General features: G+C 63.3%; 13 protein-coding genes. 8 read left to right on the top strand and 5 right to left on the bottom strand.

Annotated elements, in window-relative coordinates:
* Positions 1-152 precede the first annotated feature (152 nt).
* Together alr and RQH14_RS09860 are read left to right on the top strand one after the other, a co-directional pair.
* Positions 153-1,400 carry an alanine racemase gene (gene alr / locus RQH14_RS09865; RefSeq protein ID WP_311213087.1) on the top strand — a complete coding sequence of 416 codons (1,248 nt, stop codon included), beginning with the start codon at positions 153-155 and terminating at the stop codon, positions 1,398-1,400.
* Positions 1,390-3,000, top strand: coding sequence for a PucR family transcriptional regulator (locus RQH14_RS09860; protein ID WP_311213086.1), 1,611 nt, complete (start codon positions 1,390-1,392; stop codon positions 2,998-3,000). Before alr ends, RQH14_RS09860 begins: the two co-directional genes overlap by 11 nt.
* On the opposite strand, the gene RQH14_RS09855 is transcribed toward RQH14_RS09860, so the two are convergent.
* Positions 2,997-3,860 carry a carbon-nitrogen hydrolase family protein gene (locus RQH14_RS09855; RefSeq protein WP_311213085.1) on the bottom strand — a complete coding sequence of 288 codons (864 nt, stop codon included), beginning with the start codon at positions 3,858-3,860 and terminating at the stop codon, positions 2,997-2,999. The genes RQH14_RS09860 and RQH14_RS09855 overlap by 4 nt on opposite strands.
* A 310-nt stretch (positions 3,861-4,170) precedes the next feature.
* On the opposite strand from RQH14_RS09855, the gene RQH14_RS09850 reads away from it, so the two are divergent.
* From RQH14_RS09850 to RQH14_RS09835, 4 genes are all read left to right on the top strand, one after another.
* A complete protein-coding gene (locus RQH14_RS09850; protein WP_311213084.1) occupies positions 4,171-5,361 on the top strand; it encodes an ROK family transcriptional regulator in 1,191 nt (396 codons plus the stop codon).
* A 129-nt stretch (positions 5,362-5,490) separates the two neighbouring features.
* Positions 5,491-7,047, top strand: coding sequence for a multiple monosaccharide ABC transporter ATP-binding protein (gene mmsA, locus RQH14_RS09845; RefSeq protein ID WP_311213083.1), 1,557 nt, complete (start codon positions 5,491-5,493; stop codon positions 7,045-7,047).
* A 44-nt stretch (positions 7,048-7,091) separates the two neighbouring features.
* Positions 7,092-8,360 (top strand): multiple monosaccharide ABC transporter permease, encoded by a 1,269-nt coding sequence (mmsB, locus tag RQH14_RS09840; RefSeq protein WP_311213082.1) that lies wholly within the window; start codon positions 7,092-7,094, stop codon positions 8,358-8,360.
* Between the two features lie 54 nt (positions 8,361-8,414).
* Complete coding sequence (locus RQH14_RS09835) at positions 8,415-9,512, top strand: substrate-binding domain-containing protein (RefSeq protein ID WP_311213081.1); 1,098 nt, start codon at positions 8,415-8,417, stop codon at positions 9,510-9,512.
* Positions 9,513-9,606: 94 nt separating this feature from the next.
* On the opposite strand, the gene RQH14_RS09830 is transcribed toward RQH14_RS09835, so the two are convergent.
* A complete protein-coding gene (locus RQH14_RS09830; RefSeq protein WP_311213080.1) occupies positions 9,607-11,097 on the bottom strand; it encodes a pectate lyase in 1,491 nt (496 codons plus the stop codon).
* Positions 11,098-11,394: 297 nt separating this feature from the next.
* Between RQH14_RS09830 and RQH14_RS09825 the strand changes: the two genes are divergently transcribed.
* Positions 11,395-12,870, top strand: coding sequence for an FtsX-like permease family protein (locus tag RQH14_RS09825; protein ID WP_311213079.1), 1,476 nt, complete (start codon positions 11,395-11,397; stop codon positions 12,868-12,870).
* Between the two features lie 2 nt (positions 12,871-12,872).
* Entirely contained in the window at positions 12,873-13,565 is a 693-nt protein-coding gene (locus RQH14_RS09820; RefSeq protein WP_311213078.1) for an ABC transporter ATP-binding protein, read from the top strand.
* On the opposite strand, the gene RQH14_RS09815 is transcribed toward RQH14_RS09820, so the two are convergent.
* The 3 genes from RQH14_RS09815 to RQH14_RS09805 are packed head-to-tail and all read right to left on the bottom strand — an operon-like array spanning position 13,543 to position 16,587.
* The gene (locus RQH14_RS09815) at positions 13,543-14,724 is read right to left on the bottom strand and encodes an ABC transporter permease (protein WP_311213077.1); all 1,182 of its coding nucleotides are present in this window, start codon (positions 14,722-14,724) and stop codon (positions 13,543-13,545) included. The two genes, RQH14_RS09820 and RQH14_RS09815, sit on opposite strands and share 23 nt — an antisense overlap.
* Positions 14,721-15,485: an ABC transporter ATP-binding protein gene (locus RQH14_RS09810; RefSeq protein ID WP_311213076.1), complete on the bottom strand. Its 765-nt coding sequence runs from the start codon at positions 15,483-15,485 to the stop codon at positions 14,721-14,723. The genes RQH14_RS09815 and RQH14_RS09810 overlap by 4 nt, the downstream gene beginning before the upstream one ends.
* A gap of 4 nt (positions 15,486-15,489) precedes the next feature.
* Positions 15,490-16,587, bottom strand: coding sequence for an efflux RND transporter periplasmic adaptor subunit (locus RQH14_RS09805; RefSeq protein WP_311213075.1), 1,098 nt, complete (start codon positions 16,585-16,587; stop codon positions 15,490-15,492).
* Positions 16,588-17,288 lie beyond the last annotated feature (701 nt).

The following is a 17,288-nucleotide window of genomic DNA, read 5'->3' as shown; positions in this document are numbered from 1 at the left end:
TGGCCTCACGACGCTCACCTCCGCTGGGTTTTTGGTGTTCACAGGCACAGTCACCCTTGACGTCCCTTCAAAGTAGTTTCGATTTCCCCTCCACAAGACTGGCATGTGAGCCACCTCTCACCGCGGTGCAAAATGACCTATAGTGTTCAACCATGAGACGTAATGCACACTATCAAGGAGCTGCTCCGGCCGCCCTGTCCGGACAGGTCACCGTCGACCTGTCCGCGATTTCAGACAATGTCACAGCACTGAAAAAGCGCACCGAGGCGCCGTACTTCATGGCCGTAGTGAAGGGGAATGCTTACGGACATGGCCTGGTGGAAGTGGCCCGCACCGCAGTAGAGGCGGGGGCGGATTGGCTGGGAACCGCCCAGCTCACCGAGGCCATCGCGCTCCGCCAAGCAGGCATCACGGTCCCCATCCTTTCGTGGTTGTATCTGGCATCCCAGACAAGCTCCACCATTCTTCAGGCGCTGGAAAACGACATCGACGTTTCCCTCGGAAGCGTCACGCAGCTCGAGGTTCTGGCTGGTATCGCAGACCGCGTTGGCCGTCCCGCCGTCGTCCATCTTGAACTGGACAGCGGCCTGAGCCGCGGCGGTGCACGCAAGGAAGATTGGGCGGAACTCGTCACCGCCGCCCGCAAGGCCGAACTGGACGGCACCCTCCGCGTCCGGGGGCTTTGGACCCATCTGGCCTGGGCCGATGTGCCCGCCCACCCGGGCAACGCCACCGCCGTCGCGGAGTTCGAGGACGCTGTGCGGGAAGCCCGTGAAGCAGGCCTGAACCCCGAGCTCCGGCATGTTTCCAGCTCGGCGAACATCCTGGACCGGCCCGAATTCCACTTCGACATGGTCCGCGCGGGGCTCGCCATCTACGGCCTGGCACCCGCCGATCACCTGAACCCGGCGGACTTCGGCCTGCGCCCGGCGCTCAGCGTGACGGCACCCCTGGTCATGGTCAAAAAAGTCCCGGCCGGGACCGGTGTCAGCTACGAACACCAGGCCATCACCTACGAGCCGCGCTACCTCGGGCTCATTCCGCTCGGTTACGCAGACGGCATTCCCAAGGGCATCAGCGGCCGATCCGTGGTGAACATCGCGGGCCGCACCGTGCCGGTGATCGGCAAGGTCTGCATGGACCAGTTCATGGTGGACCTCGGCCCGGATGCGTCGGGAATCGACGTCGGAGACACCGCGGTGTTGTTCGGCGACCCTGCGTCCGGGGCGGCGAGCGCCGACGACTGGGGTGCTGCGATCGGCAGCCATGGGGACGAGATCATCAACAGGATCGCACCCCGCCTGCCGCGTGCGTACGCCGGCGGTGCCGACCGGGACAGCGCCTACGAGTGCCCCGACTACCAGGAGCCGGCCGCCGCCGGGCAGGGCAATGTCGCCTGAGCCCGCCACCGCCCGCCTGAGTTTCGTCACGCTCGAACAGTTCGTGGAGCAGCTGCCGCCGGAACTGAAAATGCTTCACGACGGCGGCAGCGGCACCTCGTTGCTGCGGTGGGTGGAACCGAGTGAGCTGGAGGACCCCACCCCGTACCTGCCCGAGGGTGAGTTCCTCCTCACCGCTGGGCTGCCTTTCCTGGGGAAGGGCGGCTCGGCGGCCAAGGTGGATGCCTACGTCCAGCGACTGGTGGACGCGAAAGTGGCGGCGCTGGGGTTCGGCATCAGGCCCTACTTCGACGGCGTGCCGGACGTGCTGCTGAACGCTTGCCGCAAGCACAACCTCACGTTGTTCGAGGTCCCGGAATCCGTGCCGTTCGCAGCGATTGGCCTGGAATTCTCCCAGCTGCTGGAGACGGACAATGCGCGGGTCTTCCGCCAACTTGCCGAGACCAACCGCCAACTCATGCGGGCAGTCCTCTCCCCCAGGCCCGAACACGAACTACTGGCGGCGCTGGTGCAGCGGGTGCCGGTGTGGGCCGTGCTGGTGGGGGCCGACGGACAGGTCCGGGCGCGCAGGCACAATACCGGCGGCAGCACCGGCGTCGAACATTCATTGCTGTCACCCATGCTGGAGCGGCTGCTGTCCGGCAGCGGGCCGCGCGTTGAGATGGACGGCTTCGAACAACCCGGTTCGGCGCTGGTGTTTGGGCATCCGCTGCGGAGCACCAAGGATGCGAACCTGGGGGCGTTGATCCTCGGCTCGGATGCACCGCTGACGCCTGCGCAGAACAACGTGGTGCAGTCCGCTGTGGGCTTGTTGGAACTGCTGGTGCGACAAAGGACCAGTGGGTCCTTGGCCCCCAGCCAACTGGCCACGGCGGTGCTGCTGCACCCGGACTCGTTGACGTCCGGCCCCACCAAGCATGTCAACGGCCTGAAGGACCTGCTGGCCCAGAGTCTGTCCTCCACCAGATCAGGGCAAATGCGCGTAGTGCAAGGCGTCCGGGTGGATGGCGCTGCTGACGATGGTCCTGTCCGTGAACTGCTGCAATGGCGGAGGCTCTTCGACACCAAGCTCGTGGAGATCACCGAGTATGGTTTCACGGCGATTACCCGGTTGAAGGTGGACGACGCGTTGTTGGCCGACGTCGAGAAATTGGGATGGCGCCTGGTGGTGGGCGAACCGACCGAGCTCACTGGACTCGCCGCCGCGTACCAGCGGGCCACGTCCCTGCGCAGCCGCGTGGTCACCACCGGCAAGAGCGCCCGGGTGGATGAAGTGACGTGGTCGGTTGCCGGGTTGCTGGGGCGCGAAGCCGGAACCATGCTGGCGGAGCGTCTCCTCGCGCCCGTGCTCTCACTCGAACCGGACCGGCGCGATCCGTTGCTGGCAGTCCTGCGTGGCTGGCTCAGCGAGAACGGCAGCTGGGACGGCTCGGCAAAACTCCTCGGACTGCACCGGAACAGTGTGCGGCGGCAGATCGGCGTGCTCGGCGAACTGCTGGACATGGACCTCAACCAGGCACAGGTGCGCGCCGAGCTGTGGTTTGCGTTGCAGTACGTGGAGGAGTTGATCGGCTCCGGGACAGACGGGATTGTCGCCTAGCTGCGCTGGTCCCACTGTTTGTAGAGTTCCGGCCGGCGTTCGTGCAGGTACGGGACTTCCTCCCGCGCCGCTTTCACCGTGTCCGTGCCGACCTCCGCGAACAGCAATGTTGGGGACTCCCCCGCAGCAGCGAGCAACGATCCGTCCGGACCGGCGACGACGCTGCCACCCAGGAAGTTGTACACATCCTCGTGCCCGCTGTGGTTGGCGTAGGCCACGTTGAGTTGGCTCTCCAGAGCCCGGGCTCGGATCAGGACCTGCGGAACGTTGTCGAACCCGGCGGAAAGGGCTGTTGGCACCAGCAGCAGTTCAGCGCCACGGGTCGCTGCTGCCCGCACGGCTTCCGGGAACTCGACGTCGTAGCAGATCAGCATCGAGGTGCGGATACCGTTGAAATCCACGACGGCGGGAGGTTCTTGGGCGGCGACGAACGCCTTGTGCTCCTCCGCACCGAAGAGGTGCACTTTGGCGTAGTTGAGGATCTCGGCGCCTGCGGCGTCCAGCAAAGTAGCCGTGATGTGCCATCCGCTCCCGGCGGCAGCGGGCTGCGCGCCGTCGTCGTGCGCTGCCTGGTGCTGTTGGTGCCCTATCCCCTGCTGGCTGAGGGCCGGAAGGCTGTACACCAGGCCAATGCTGTGCCGGCGGGCGATGTCGGCCAGGCGTTCCCGGATGCCGGGAAGCGTGGCTGGATCCAATTCGGCATGCAAGCGCAGTGGCGCGTAGCCAACGGGGAACAGCTCCGGAGTGAGCAGCAAGCCTGCTCCTGCCTGGGCGGCGCGCTGGGCGGCGTCGTCGATCGTTCGGAGATTGGCGTCGACGTCCATGACGGAAGCGTTCGCCTGCAGGACGGAGAGCAGCATCTTTACCACCTAGGGTTTCGCCTGGTCGCGGCGCACACGGGTGCCCGGACGTTTCTTGGTTCCAGCGTAGGCGCGGGACCTGTCCATGGGGTGGGGCATTTGGACCCGCACGCCGCCAAAGCGGGACGCATTGCCCGCAACTCTCCCGTTGTGGGGCCCGCTCTGCGCCCCACAACGTGGTTGTGGAACGCTTAGCGGGCCTCACAAGGGGTACGTATCCCATGATCTTGCGTTGGAGTATGTAGCAGTGAGTTGACTCCTTGTGTTCACTTCTTGACTACAAGGTTGTTTGTGGGGCAATCTTCTTGTCATGCCCGCTACGCAGCGCTCAACGAAGAGCCATCCAAGAAAACCTGGCTCGCAGTCCGCACTGCGCCACCTGAATCAGCAGCGCATCATCGAGTGCCTGCTGAGCGGTCCTTCCACGCAAGCTGAGCTCTCGCGGCAGACCGGGCTGTCTACGGCAACGATTTCGAACATCGTGAAAATCATGCAGGACGCGGGCCTCGTTTCCACCGAGCCCACCACCAGTTCCGGTCGCCGCGCAACCAACGTGAGGCTGAACAGCAACGGTGCGGTGGCCGTCGGCATCGACTTCGGACGCCGCCACCTGCGCGTAGTCCTCGCTTCACTGGGCTACCACGTCATCGCCGAGGATTACATCGAGTTGCCGTTGGGCCATCAGGCAGAAGAAGGCATCGCCGCGGCTGTCCTGCTGCTGGAGAAACTGCTCCGCGAAAACGGCATCGACCGCACTGCCGTGGTGGGCGCGGGCGCGGGCATTCCCGGCCCGATCGACCGCCGTTCCGGCACAGTGGCACAAGGGGCAATCCTCCCGGAATGGGTCGGCATAGACATCCTCCACCGGCTGGAGGAAGCGCTGAATTGCCCCGTCTTTGTTGACAACGATGCCAACCTCGGTGCGTTGTCCGAAGTGACATGGGGACCCCACAGCGGCGTCTCCAACCTGATGTTCCTCAAGATCGGCTCGGGCATCGGCGCGGGCTTGATACTCAACGGCTTCCCCTACTACGGCAACGTCGGCATCACGGGTGAAATAGGCCACGCGACCATCCATGAGCACGGCCTCGTGTGCCGCTGCGGGAACAGGGGTTGCCTCGAAACGATAGCGTCCACCACCACCATGATCGAACTGTTGGGCCGCGGCCAGGAGACCCTGCTGACACCTCAGGACATCGTCCGCAACTGCCTCGCCGGCGACTCTGCGACACAGCGGGTGGTGGACGACGCCGGACTGGCGGTCGGACGCGCTTTGGGCAATGTTTCCAATCTCATCAACCCGGAAGTGATCGTGGTGGGCGGCCCTCTGGCGGGCCTCGGCGACCTCTTGCTGGACCCCATCCGCAGGGGCCTGGTGCGGCATGCCGTGCCAGTGGTGGGCGAGACAACCCACCTCGCAATGTCGTCCCTCGGGGCGCGTGCAGAGGCCTTGGGAGCCGCCGCTTTGGTGTTCCAACACGCGGGCATTACCGGTAGGTAACGAAATCGTTAGCTGGATCATGCGTTCAAGTCTTGACGACAAGACGGGTGATCCAGTTTACTTTTTCATCAGACAGCCTCGCCATTGCGGGGCCGACAACGAAGTCATGCATTGGAGGCGTAAGGGCTGATGACATCCCTCGACACGCAAGGTGATCCCATCCTTTTGGAGATGCGCTCGATCACGAAGGAATTCCCAGGCGTGAAGGCCTTGTCGAACGTGAGCCTGCGTGTGATGGCCGGCGAAATCCACGCAATCTGCGGGGAAAACGGTGCCGGCAAGTCCACGCTCATGAAGGTTCTTTCCGGCGTTTACGGGTACGGAAGCTACACGGGCGACATCGTGTACCAAGCCGAAACCCAGCAGTTCAAGGACATCCGCGCCAGTGAAGCGGCCGGCATCGTGATCATTCACCAGGAACTGGCGCTGATCCCGGAACTGTCCATCATGGAGAACATCTTCCTCGGCAACGAACCCACCAAGTGGGGCGTGATCGACTGGGCCGAGGCCCGCAAGCGCTCCCTCGAACTCCTGGCCCGCGTTGGTCTCCGCGAGGATCCCGATACCCCCATCAAGGAAATCGGCGTCGGCAAGCAGCAGCTGGTGGAAATCGCCAAGGCACTGAACAAGTCCGTGAAGCTCCTGATCCTGGACGAGCCCACGGCAGCTCTGAACGAATCCGACTCCCAGCACCTCTTGGACCTGATCCTGGGCCTCAAGGGCAAGGGCATCACCTCGATCATCATTTCCCACAAGCTCAACGAGATCGAACAGATTGCAGACGAGATCACCATCATCCGTGACGGCAAATCCATCGAGACCCTGAACGTCAAGCGTGATGGCGTGGACGAGGACCGGATCATCAAGGGCATGGTGGGCCGGACGCTTGAGTCCCGCTTCCCGGACCACGAGCCGACGATCGGTGAAGTTTTCTTCGAGGTCAAGGACTGGACCGTGGGCCACCCCCAGATCCAGGATCGCCTGATCTGCAAGGGCTCCAACTTCTATGTACGCCGCGGCGAAATTGTCGGTTTCGCAGGACTCATGGGCGCCGGACGCACAGAGCTGGCCCGTTCCCTCTTTGGACACTCTTACGGCCGCTTCATCAAAGGCCAGGTCTACAAGGACGGCAAGCAGGTCGACCTCCGCAGCGTCAAGCAAGCGATCGACGCCGGACTCGGTTACGTCACTGAGGACCGCAAATCCCTGGGCCTGAACCTGCTGGACGACATCAAGACCACCACGGTGTCGGCGGCGCTGAACAAGATCAGCAGCTACTCCGTGGTGGATACCCGCAAGGAATTCTCCGTTGCCGAGGAGTACCGGAAGTCCTTGCGGACCAAGACCCCGTCGGTGGAGGAAGGCGTAGCCAAGCTCTCCGGTGGCAACCAGCAAAAAGTGGTGCTGGCCAAGTGGATGTTCACCGATCCGGACCTCCTGATCCTGGACGAACCCACCCGCGGAATCGACGTCGGTGCCAAGTACGAGATCTACGGCATCATCCAGAAACTCGCGAACCAGGGCAAGGGAGTGATTGTCATTTCCTCGGAGCTCCCGGAGCTTCTGGGCCTGTCCGACCGCATTTACACCATTTTTGAAGGCGCCATCACCGGCGTCCTGGACAAGAACGAAGCAAGCCAGGAAAGCCTCATGAAGCTCATGACTTCCGCCCGCAAAACCGCCTGACCGTTGGCCCAGCCTCGCCCCTTCCTGACACAAGGACCAAAACAATGAACGCGCTCAAGAAGCTATTTGGTGGCAATACCCGCCAGTTTGGCATGATCTTCGCCCTGGTGGCACTTATCGTCTTCTTCCAGATCTTCACCGAGGGCCGCACGCTGACCCCCGGCAACGTGATCAACCTGTTCAACGGCAACTCCTACATCCTGATCCTGGCCATCGGCATGGTCCTGGTCATCATCGCCGGACACATTGACCTCTCCGTTGGGTCCGTGGCCGCCTTCGTGGGCGTTTTCGTAGCCCTGGCAATGCGTGACTGGGGCTTCCCCTGGTGGGCCGGCGTGCTCTTCGGACTCGTCCTGGGAGCCGTGATCGGCGCCTGGCAAGGGTTCTGGGTGGCGTATGTGGGCATACCTGCCTTCATCGTGACCCTGGCAGGCATGCTCCTGTTCCGAGGCTTCAACCAGTTTGTTGGCAAGTCCAACACCATCCCCGTCCCCAAAGAGTTCCAGTTCCTCGGTTCCGGCTACCTGCCGGAGGTTGGCCCGGATACAGGCTTCAACAACCTCACGGTACTGCTCGGCCTGGTGGCCGTAGCCTTCGTGGTCATCATGTCCCTGCGTGCCCGCGCCACCAGCAAGGCACTTGGCTCCGACGTTCCCGAACTCTGGGTTGAGGTCACCAAGCTGGTCCTGATCTGCGGTGCCATCCTCTACGCCACGTACCTCTTCGCCACGGGCCGCCCCGGCACTTCCTTCCCCATCCCCGGCCTGATCCTCGCCGTCCTGGTCCTCATTTATGGTTTCATCGCAGACAAGACCGTCCTGGGCCGCCACGTCTACGCCGTGGGTGGCAACCGCCACGCAGCTGAACTGTCCGGTGTGCAGTCCAAGAAGGTCAACTTCCTGGTCATGATGAACATGTCCGTCCTCGCCGGCCTGGCAGGCATGATCTTCGTTGGACGTTCCACCGCATCCGGCCCGTTCGACGGTGTCGGTTGGGAACTGGACGCCATTGCGGCCGTCTTCATCGGTGGCGCAGCAGTCACCGGTGGTGTTGGCACCGTGATCGGCTCAATCGTTGGTGGCCTGGTCATGGCCGTCCTCAACAACGGCCTCCAGCTGTTGGGCGTTGGCGCCGACCTTACCCAGATCATCAAGGGCCTGGTGCTCCTGGCAGCAGTCGCCTTCGATGTCTACAACAAGTCGCAGGGCAAGCGTTCCATTACCGGACTGCTGATGAAGAACTTCCAGCGCAACAACGAGATCAAGCCCGACGAAACCACATCCACCAAAGAGGTCATCTCCAAGGAAGCGTAATCCGCGTCCTGACAGACTCGCTCCACCCCACCCACACAGAAAGTGAACCAAGATATGCGAATGTTTGGTAAAGCAGGAAAGGCAGCAGCAGTCGCTGCCATCGCGGCACTGGCGCTGACAGCCTGCGGCCGCTCTGACAGCGGCTCAAGCACCAGCACGGCAGGCGGGGAAGCGTTCCCCAAGGACTCGCTGATCGGCGTCGCACTTCCGCAGAAGACCAGTGAAAACTGGGTCCTCGCGGAGAAGCTGTTCAACGACGGCCTCACCAGCGCCGGCTTCAAGCCGGACGTACAGTTCGCCAACGGCGGCGTGTCCGAGCAGCAGAACCAGATCAGTGCCATGGTCACCAAGGGTGCCAAGGTCATCATTGTGGGAGCCATCGACGGCGCCCAGCTGGGTACGCAGCTTCAGCAGGCCAAGGAATCCGGCGCCACCATCATCGCTTACGACCGCCTGCTCCTGAACACCGAGAACGTGGACTACTACGTGGCCTACGACAACTTCAAGGTTGGTGAACTGCAGGGCCAGGCCCTGTTGGACGGCATGAAGGCCAAGAAGGCTTCCGGCCCTTACAACATCGAACTGTTCGCAGGCTCCCCGGATGATGCCAACGCAAAGGTCTTCTTCGACGGCGCCATGAGCGTCCTGAAGCCGAAGATCGACGACGGCACCCTCAAGGTAGTCTCCGGCCAAACCTCGTTCGAGCAGGCTGTGACCCAGGGCTGGAAGGCAGAAAACGCCCAGCGTCGCGCTGACACGCTGCTTACCGGCAGCTACGGCACCGCTTCCCTGGACGGCGTCCTGTCCCCGAACGACACCCTGGCCCGCGCAGTGCTGACGTCCGTCAAGGCCGCCGGCAAGCCGCTCCCTGTTGTCACCGGCCAGGACTCCGAAGTTGAGTCTGTGAAGTCGATCATCGCCGGCGAGCAGTACTCCACCATCAACAAGGACACCCGCAAGCTCGTTGAGCACGCCATCACCATGGTGAAGGACCTCCAGGCCGGTAAGGAACTGGAAATCAACGACAAGGATTCCTACAAGAACGGCGTCAAGACCGTCCCGGCTTACCTCCTCCCGCCGCAGATCGTTACGGCAGAGAACGTCAAGACGGCATACGTCGACGATCCGGTACTCGGCCCGATCACCAAGTAATTGGTCACCAAGTAACACCTTTTACAAAGCAAGCCCCGGTCCGCCAGCAGGCGGGCCGGGGCTTTCGCTTTGCCGCTTTGAACCGCGCCGTCTGCTACTTCCCCTCGCGGACCTTGATCACCCCGGGGCCTGAGAAGTTGAGCACGGCGTTCCGGACTGCTGCTGGCGATTTCAGCGTCTTGTATCCGTAGGCGTCCGAGGGCGACCACCCGACGTCGGACGTGAAGTCACGATTGGCCCACTCAGGCACCGCGGTCCCTGACTCAGCTGCGGCCGCGATCGCTTCAGCTTTCCGCTTCGCGAAGGAACCTTCAGCGACGGCGTTCAGGTCAACGGACTCGCCATTGAACCAGGACCCCGTGTCGCTGAACATGTTGCCGTTGTAGCTGCTTACTGTGATGGATTTGTCCGCATCGGCGCCGTCGTAGTCGAAGGCGTTGTATTCGGAAAAGATCCTTGAGTCATACCCCGCTCCCAAGAAATAGCTGGTTCCGCCCTGAGCTTCGCTGATCATGGGGTAATCCGGGTCATCGACGCTGCCCACGAAGTAGTTGTTAAGGACGTGAACCTGCCCAAATCGGACGCGGGGTCCTCGTTGCTGCGTGTTCTCGAACAGGTTGGAGATGAAGCTGACGCGCAGTTTCCCGCCGTCCTTGTCCACGTGCTCATCACCGGAGCCCAGGAGGCTGGTCTTGTCATGGTCGCGGAGCTGGCTGTTGGAAATGGTGACGAAGTCCGTACCGTCCTTCAGGTCCAGGAGGCCGTCGTGCCGGATCACGGGTTCGTTTTTGAAGTCCTTCGGCGCTTCGCTGTCGGGGTAGCGTCCGTCGGTCAGGAGGACGTGGTCAATCCAGATGTGGTCGGACGTCACGGCAGACAGGCAGTCAAAGCGGGCGTTCCAGGCGCCGTCCCCGTCGTCCGGTGACCAGGTGGTGAACCAGTCCACGGGTGATTCGATGCTGAGGTTCCGGATGACCACGTTGCTCGCGACATGCATGATCACGTTTGCGCCCACCAGTCCCGCAGCATCGTCCAACCCCAGCAACGTGGTGTTGCTCGGGAGGTTTACCTCAATCTGCCGCTTCATGGCATTACTTCCCTGCTGGCGTAACTGCCGCATCTGCTTGCAATAAGGGAAAGCTTGATCGCTCCAGGTCTTGCCGTTGTCCAGGAAGCAGCTCATGTACTTCTGGATGTCGTAGCCAGGCGCGTAGTCCTGCTCTCCCATGACCGAGCCGTCGGCAGCCTCATTGCCGTTGATGGTTCCCCTGACGTAGATGATTTTCGGTGCCTTGGGGTCTCCGTTGTTCAACGTTGCCGCTTTCAGCTCGGCCAACGTGCTGACCACGTGAATGTTTCCCGGCGGGGCGTCGGAACCACCGTTGGTTCCCGGCCCTACCGATGCCCAGCCCGTGGGAGCGGAGTCGTGGACTGAGACTGTGGGGGAACCGTGCACAGTGACCGGCTCGGCCTGACTGGCAGGAGCCGTCGCCAGCGAAACTGCAAGGGTGATGCCGAGGATGGTGGACACTGGCGTGAGGTGCAGTGGTTTGGTGCGCGGATTTTGTGGTGCTGTGGACGTCATTGGCCTGTTTTCCGGCATGCCAAATAGAGCACATGCCTTGTAGGGATGGGCAATTCGACTAGCTGAGGAACCTTGCCCCACCGGCGAGAAAGCGCTTTCTCCGGGGCTTTCCTATTATGCCTGTGCCGCTCGCCACGCTGTCAAGAGTTGTTCGGAAGACGTACTCGTCGCTTTGCCACAACCTTTCACAGCCCACGCATAGCTTCGGCAGGCTTCACGCACAGCAGTACTCACGAGTCTTGGATCTGCGGCCCACGTTCAGTGGGTCCCTAGAACTTGCAGGTCAAGAGGAGAAACGTGAGCGTCCTTGCCCGAAGCGTAGGCAATGCCTTCCGCAATAAAATCAGAACGGCGGCCGTTGTCGCCGTCCTGGCCGTAGCCATCGGCCTGGCACTGGCCATGCTCGTGGCCAATCAAGCAGTGGGCGCCAAGGTCCAGGAGCTCAACGCCTCCGTGGGCACCACCCTGACAGTGAATCCGGCAGGCGGCCAAGGCTTTGAGGGCGGCGGCGAACCACTGACGACGGCGGAGGCTGAGACTGCGGCTTCGGTGGCCAACGTGACGGCGGTAGTGGGGACCAAGGCTTTGCGTCTTCAGACATCCACCACGGCAACCACCGGTTCAACTACGGGCACAACCCAGCAGGCCGGACCCGGAGGTGGCTTCGGCCCCGGCGGGCAGCAGGCGACGGTCAGCACCAACCTGACGGCCGCCGTCGACGCCGGTACGCTGGGCAACCGCAACGGCTCCGCGGGAACAACAACAGGAACCACCGGCACAACCCAGCCCGCGCGCACTCTCCCGATCACCGCGACGGGCATCGGGGCCGAGGTGGACAGCACGGGTAAAGCCTTGGACATCACCAGCGGCAGCGGGCTGGGCGACTACGCCACGGCCGAAGCGAAGGCACTTGTGGGCACCTCGCTTGCGGAGAAGAACAGCCTGACAGTGGGCTCCACTTTCACCATCCAGGACAAGACGTTCACCGTGTCAGGCATCTTCGACGCCGGCACCACGTTCGGCAACAACGCCGTCTACGTCACCCTGCCGGAAGCCCAAACGTTGGCTGAAACCCCGGATGAGCTCTCCACCATGATCGTCACGGTCAACAGCATGGAGAACGTGGACAGCACCAAGACCGCTGTCCAGGACGCACTCGGCACGGACAAGGCCGATGTCACCCAGGGCCAGCGCAACCTCGAAACCGCCGTCAGCTCACTGGACAGCGTCAAGAACATCTCGCTGATCGCCTTCATCGCGGCCCTCGCCACCGCAGGCATCATCATTCTGCTCATCATGGTCATGCTGGTCCGGGAGCGCCGCCGCGAAATCGGTGTCCTCAAGGCTATCGGTGCCCGCAACCGCACCATCGGCCTGCAGTTCGTCCTCGAGTCGCTGGTCCTGGTAGCCCTTGGCAGCGTGGTGGGCGCCGTGATTGCTTCGCTGGCCAGCGGCGGTATCGCCTCAGCGCTCATCAGCTCGAATTCAAGCACGACGACAGCCACCACCGCCCAGCGCGGTGGCGGACTCGCTGGGGCCATGCCCAACGGCGCGGTCCCAGGTGGCGGGGTGGGCGGTGGCGGCATGGGCGGTGGCCAGGGTGGTCCCTTCGGCGGTGCCTCACAGTTGCTGACCTCTGTCACCGCGAGCGTCTCCCCCGGCGTCCTCGCAGCCGGCATCGCAGCAGTGTTCGCGGTGGCTATCATCGGCGCGCTGGTCCCGGCATTGCTGACCGCCCGTATCCGTCCCATTGAAGTACTCCGAGGAGAATAGCCGTGATCGTAGTCAAGGACCTGGTCCGTCAGTTCAAGTCCGGTGACCGGACCATCAAACCGGTCAACGGCGTGAGTTTCGAGCTCGAAAAGGGTTCGCTGGCATCCATCATGGGCAAGAGCGGCAGCGGCAAGAGCACGCTGTTGTCCCTCTTGGGTGCGCTGGACAAGCCCACCTCAGGGGACGTCGTCGTGGATGGCGTCAGCCTGGCAGGACTCCCGGACGGCAAGCTGACCGAGTACCGTCGCCGGGACATCGGCTTCGTGTTCCAGCAGTTCAACCTGATTCCCAACCTCAGCGCCGTGGACAACGTCATGCTGCCCATGGAGTTCGCCGGGGTCCGGAAGGCGGCCCGACTGCAGCGCGCCAAGGAGTTGCTGGAACAGGTGCAATTGGATCCGGAGAAGCACTCACGCAGGACCAACCGGCTGTCCGGCGGCGAGCAGCAGCGCGTGGCGATCGCCCGTGCGCTGGCCAACGAGCCCAAGCTGATCCTCGCTGATGAGCCCACCGGCAACCTGGACGAGCAAACTGGTGAGCACATCATCGCGCTGCTCAGCTCACTGAGCCGCGACCACAACACCACCATCCTGGTGGTCACGCATGACCGCAGCCTGGCCCAGAAGACCGAACGCTGCTTCCGGCTTCAGCAGGGCCGGCTCACCGAGGAGGTCAGAACCGGATCGCGTCGATGACCTTGACGCGCACCGCCACGAGCGCGGGGATGGCTCCGGCGATTGCGCCAACAAGGACTGCCGCACCGAATCCCAAGAACGCGGCGTCGATGGGGAATGCCGGGTATTCGGTGAGCCCCGGGGCCACCTTCGACTCGATCCACGGGTGCTTGACTACCGCGACTGCCAGCATGACGCCCGCCAGGCCGGCGACCGCGGTGGCCACCACGGATTCCATCATGACGCCCACGAAGATCCGGCCGGAGGTAGCCCCGAAGCTTCGACGGATGCCGATTTCCCGGACCCGGTAGCGGACGGTGACCATGGAGATGTTGAGCATTCCCACGGCGCCAAGCAGCAGGACCAGCCCGGCTACTCCACCCACCACCAGCTGCACGGGAGCCAAAGGGTCGCCCCAAGCGGCGTAATCCATGCGGTCTGCCTGGGCGTAGTAGCCGGGGAACTGCCCTTGGAGATCGGCAGTAATCGCTCCCTTGAGGGCCTCGGCCTGCTCCTCGCCTACCCACATTTTGAACTGAGACATCTGGGACTGCATCCCAGTCATCGCAGCCCCCTCGGACAGGATGAACGCGGCAGGTGGGGTGTCCGGGTAGGAATCAGGCACGACGCCGATGATCACCGCCGTGGCCGGCTGCTCACCCGGGATCCTCACCGTGGGATTGGCGGACAGGTTGGGCCGGCCGGCTTGGTTGTAGAAAGCTTCGGAAACCACGACGGCGGGCGCAAGCCTTTGGCCGTCGTCGGCCGCGAACCAGCTGCCCTGCTGGAGCGGGACCCGGTGGATGATGCCGTAGCCGACGTCCACGATGGTGACGTTCACGCCGGTCACACCGCGGGGAAATTGAAAGCCTGCCTGGGTTTGGCCCACATGCGTTGACGTGGTGATGCCGTAGCGCTGCTGGATCCCTTGATAGGCCTTTTCGAGCCTCGCTGGATCCGGCGGGGTGGGTCCGCCGACGTTCAAGGAGAGCGTCGCTACCCGGCCGCCGTTTCGTTCAGATTGATATTTGTAGCCTTCGCGGGCCAGATTTCCGACGCCCACCACGGAGGTCAGCGCGGCCACGGACAAGGCCACTCCCAGGAGAGCCAAGAGAATCCGGACTTTGTTGATCCGAAGTTCCTGCCACGCTTCGACGATGGTGGAAACCACACCGGTCATGCGCTGACTCCCGCCGCTGCGGGCACTGATAGTGGGCTGAGCACGCCCGAGTCCAATCGGTAGCACGCCCGGGCCAGTGCGGCCACGTTGGTGTCGTGGGTGATGGTGACCAAGGCCGCTGCGGTTTCCGTAGCGACGGTGTCCAACAAAGCCATGACGGACTGGCCTGTCTCGACGTCAAGTGCTCCGGTTGGTTCATCGGCCAGGATCAGCCTGGGCCTGCGGACCAAGGCCCGGGCGATGGCCACACGCTGTTGTTCACCGCCGGAGAGCATGTTGGGCATGGTGGTGGCGCGGGCGGCAAGGCCAACCCTGTCCAGCATGTCCATGGCGATCTCGCGGCGGCGCCAGAACTCCTTGCCCTTGGCATAGAACAATGGGGTGATCACGTTGTCCAAGGCGCTGCGTCCGGGCAACAAGTTGAACTGCTGGAAAACGAAGCCCACGGTGGAACCACGGAGGCGGGCACGGGCATTGTTGCCCAGCCGGTCCGCGGGTTGGCCGAGGAACTCCAGCTCGCCCGATGTCGGAACATCGAGCAAGCCCAGCAAATTCAGGAGCGTGGACTTGCCGCAACCCGAACGGCCCACGATCGCTGTGTGATCCCCGCTGTACACCTCAAGGTCGATGCCCTTGAGGATGTGCAACCGCTGCTCGTCAGGCAGCGTGACGGAGCGGGTCACCGAGCGGAGGCTGACCAGCGTTTCCTTGGAAGTTTCCTTCTGCGGTTCCTTGGGTGTTTCCTCGCGTGAGTCTTCCATGGCCCTAGCCTGCCGGGGCGTAGGCGATCTGGCCCGGCCCCATCATGGGGTTCGGGGCAGCCGGTGCACCGGGAACGAATTCCAGGACCTGTTCACCTTCGGCCAGCCCGGAGGTCACTTCAACCACGGAGCCATCATTGAGGCCCAACTGGACGGTGCGCTGCTCAGGAGCCGCCCCTGCCCCGCCCGGTCCGGCAATCCAGACGATCCCGTCCTTGACGCTGCCCTTCACCGAGGTCAAAGGAACCGTCACCACGTCAGGGGCCACTCCGGCGCTGACCGTCATGGTGGCTCCGAGGCCCGCGAAGACCTGCTGGTCCGCAGGGATCGCGCAGCTCAACGTACCTGTGGGATTGCCGCCTTCTTCAGGCTGGCTCCCGCCGGCCCCGGGACCCGGGATCGCTGCGCCCACGCCCATGCCGGCACCTCCGCCGGTGGCGGACAAACCGCCCGAGGCGCTGCCGCCGTCGTCGGACGCGTTGTTCTTAAGCGTCACGTCGGCGCACTGGAACGGCGCCGGTCCACCCACCAAGGCAATCTCCGCGGGGCCGGGCTTGCCGAGCAAACGGTACTGCTGGGCGGCCGTCACCGAGCCGGCCACCGTGTAGGTTCCGGGATCGATCTTGCCCACTGCCTCGCCGACGGTGACCTGCTGGTCAATAAGCGTTGACAAGGACTGCAGGGTTCCAGCGCTGGGAGCGGGGATGTCGAAGTAGTCGTAGACAGGTTTGGCTGTGGTGGGGGTCCCGTCCTTGGAAACTTGCGGGGCCTGGACTGCACGCTCGGCCTTGACCTGGAAGAGGGCATCGCCCTTGGCCACGGTGGCACCTTGGTCCACGAAGATCTTGATGACCTTGCCCGCGGAAGTGCTGCGGACGGTATCGGCGGCGTCGCTCTGGACGGTGCCCTTGATCTCCACGGTGTTGGTGACGGTGGCGCGGGTAGCGGGGACCACCGGGATATCCACCTGGGCCAACGGCGCCGGCTCGGATCCTGTCGCTTCAAGACCATCCACAAAGGCGATCTTGACCAATGCCACCGCGATTATCGCGAAAACCAACAACCAGGCAACCGGCAAAATGACGCGCCGAAAAGTACCCATCCCTGCTCCATTTCGGTAACTCCCCACAGAACCTCTGCGAGGGATGATGGGCTAAGCCTAAGCGAGGAATTTTGTGCTGCTGGCCATTCGTGTGACTTGACAGAACGCTTAGTGTGCCGGGAAATCAGAAATAAGCGTTTGGATCCGCAAGCGCCGAAAGAGCTCCCACCACCGCCACGGTGAGCGGGACGGCGCACAATACGATGAGAGGCCACCAAAATGACAGGGGGCGGGGGCCGCGGTGCGCGCTACGCGACATCATGAGGCACGGTAGGAAGAACGGAAGAAAAAAGACGCCGAATGCCAGCACCGCCATCAGGAGTTCGCCTTCAGAACATCCGGATCCCAAGGTGTCCTGGGTGCATTCCATCCGCGATGGGTAGAATCCCAACGCAAATCCGAGGAATGCAGCAGCGGGCACGGAAACAATGGCACCGATCAGCGAGACCACTATTAAGGCAATTCGCGGGCCCGCTGAAGGCCTTACAATTTTCGTTTCCATACTCCCCCAACAACTGCATTTCCCAGCCGAGGCTACCAGCAGGTCCGGACCGGCTGTGCACCGTGTGGGCGGGCGCACCCGTACCCGCGGGGCGCACCCCTCGTTCCCTGCGGGCGCACCCGTACCCGCCGGGCGCACCCCTCGTTCCCTGCGGGCGCACCCGTACCCGCCGGGCGCTCCCCTCGTTCCCTGCGGGCGC

Source organism: Arthrobacter sp. WCS2018Hpa-7 (assembly GCF_031843805.1).
Taxonomy (GTDB): Bacteria; Actinomycetota; Actinomycetes; order Actinomycetales; family Micrococcaceae; genus Arthrobacter.
This window is presented reverse-complemented; position numbering and strand designations above follow the sequence as displayed.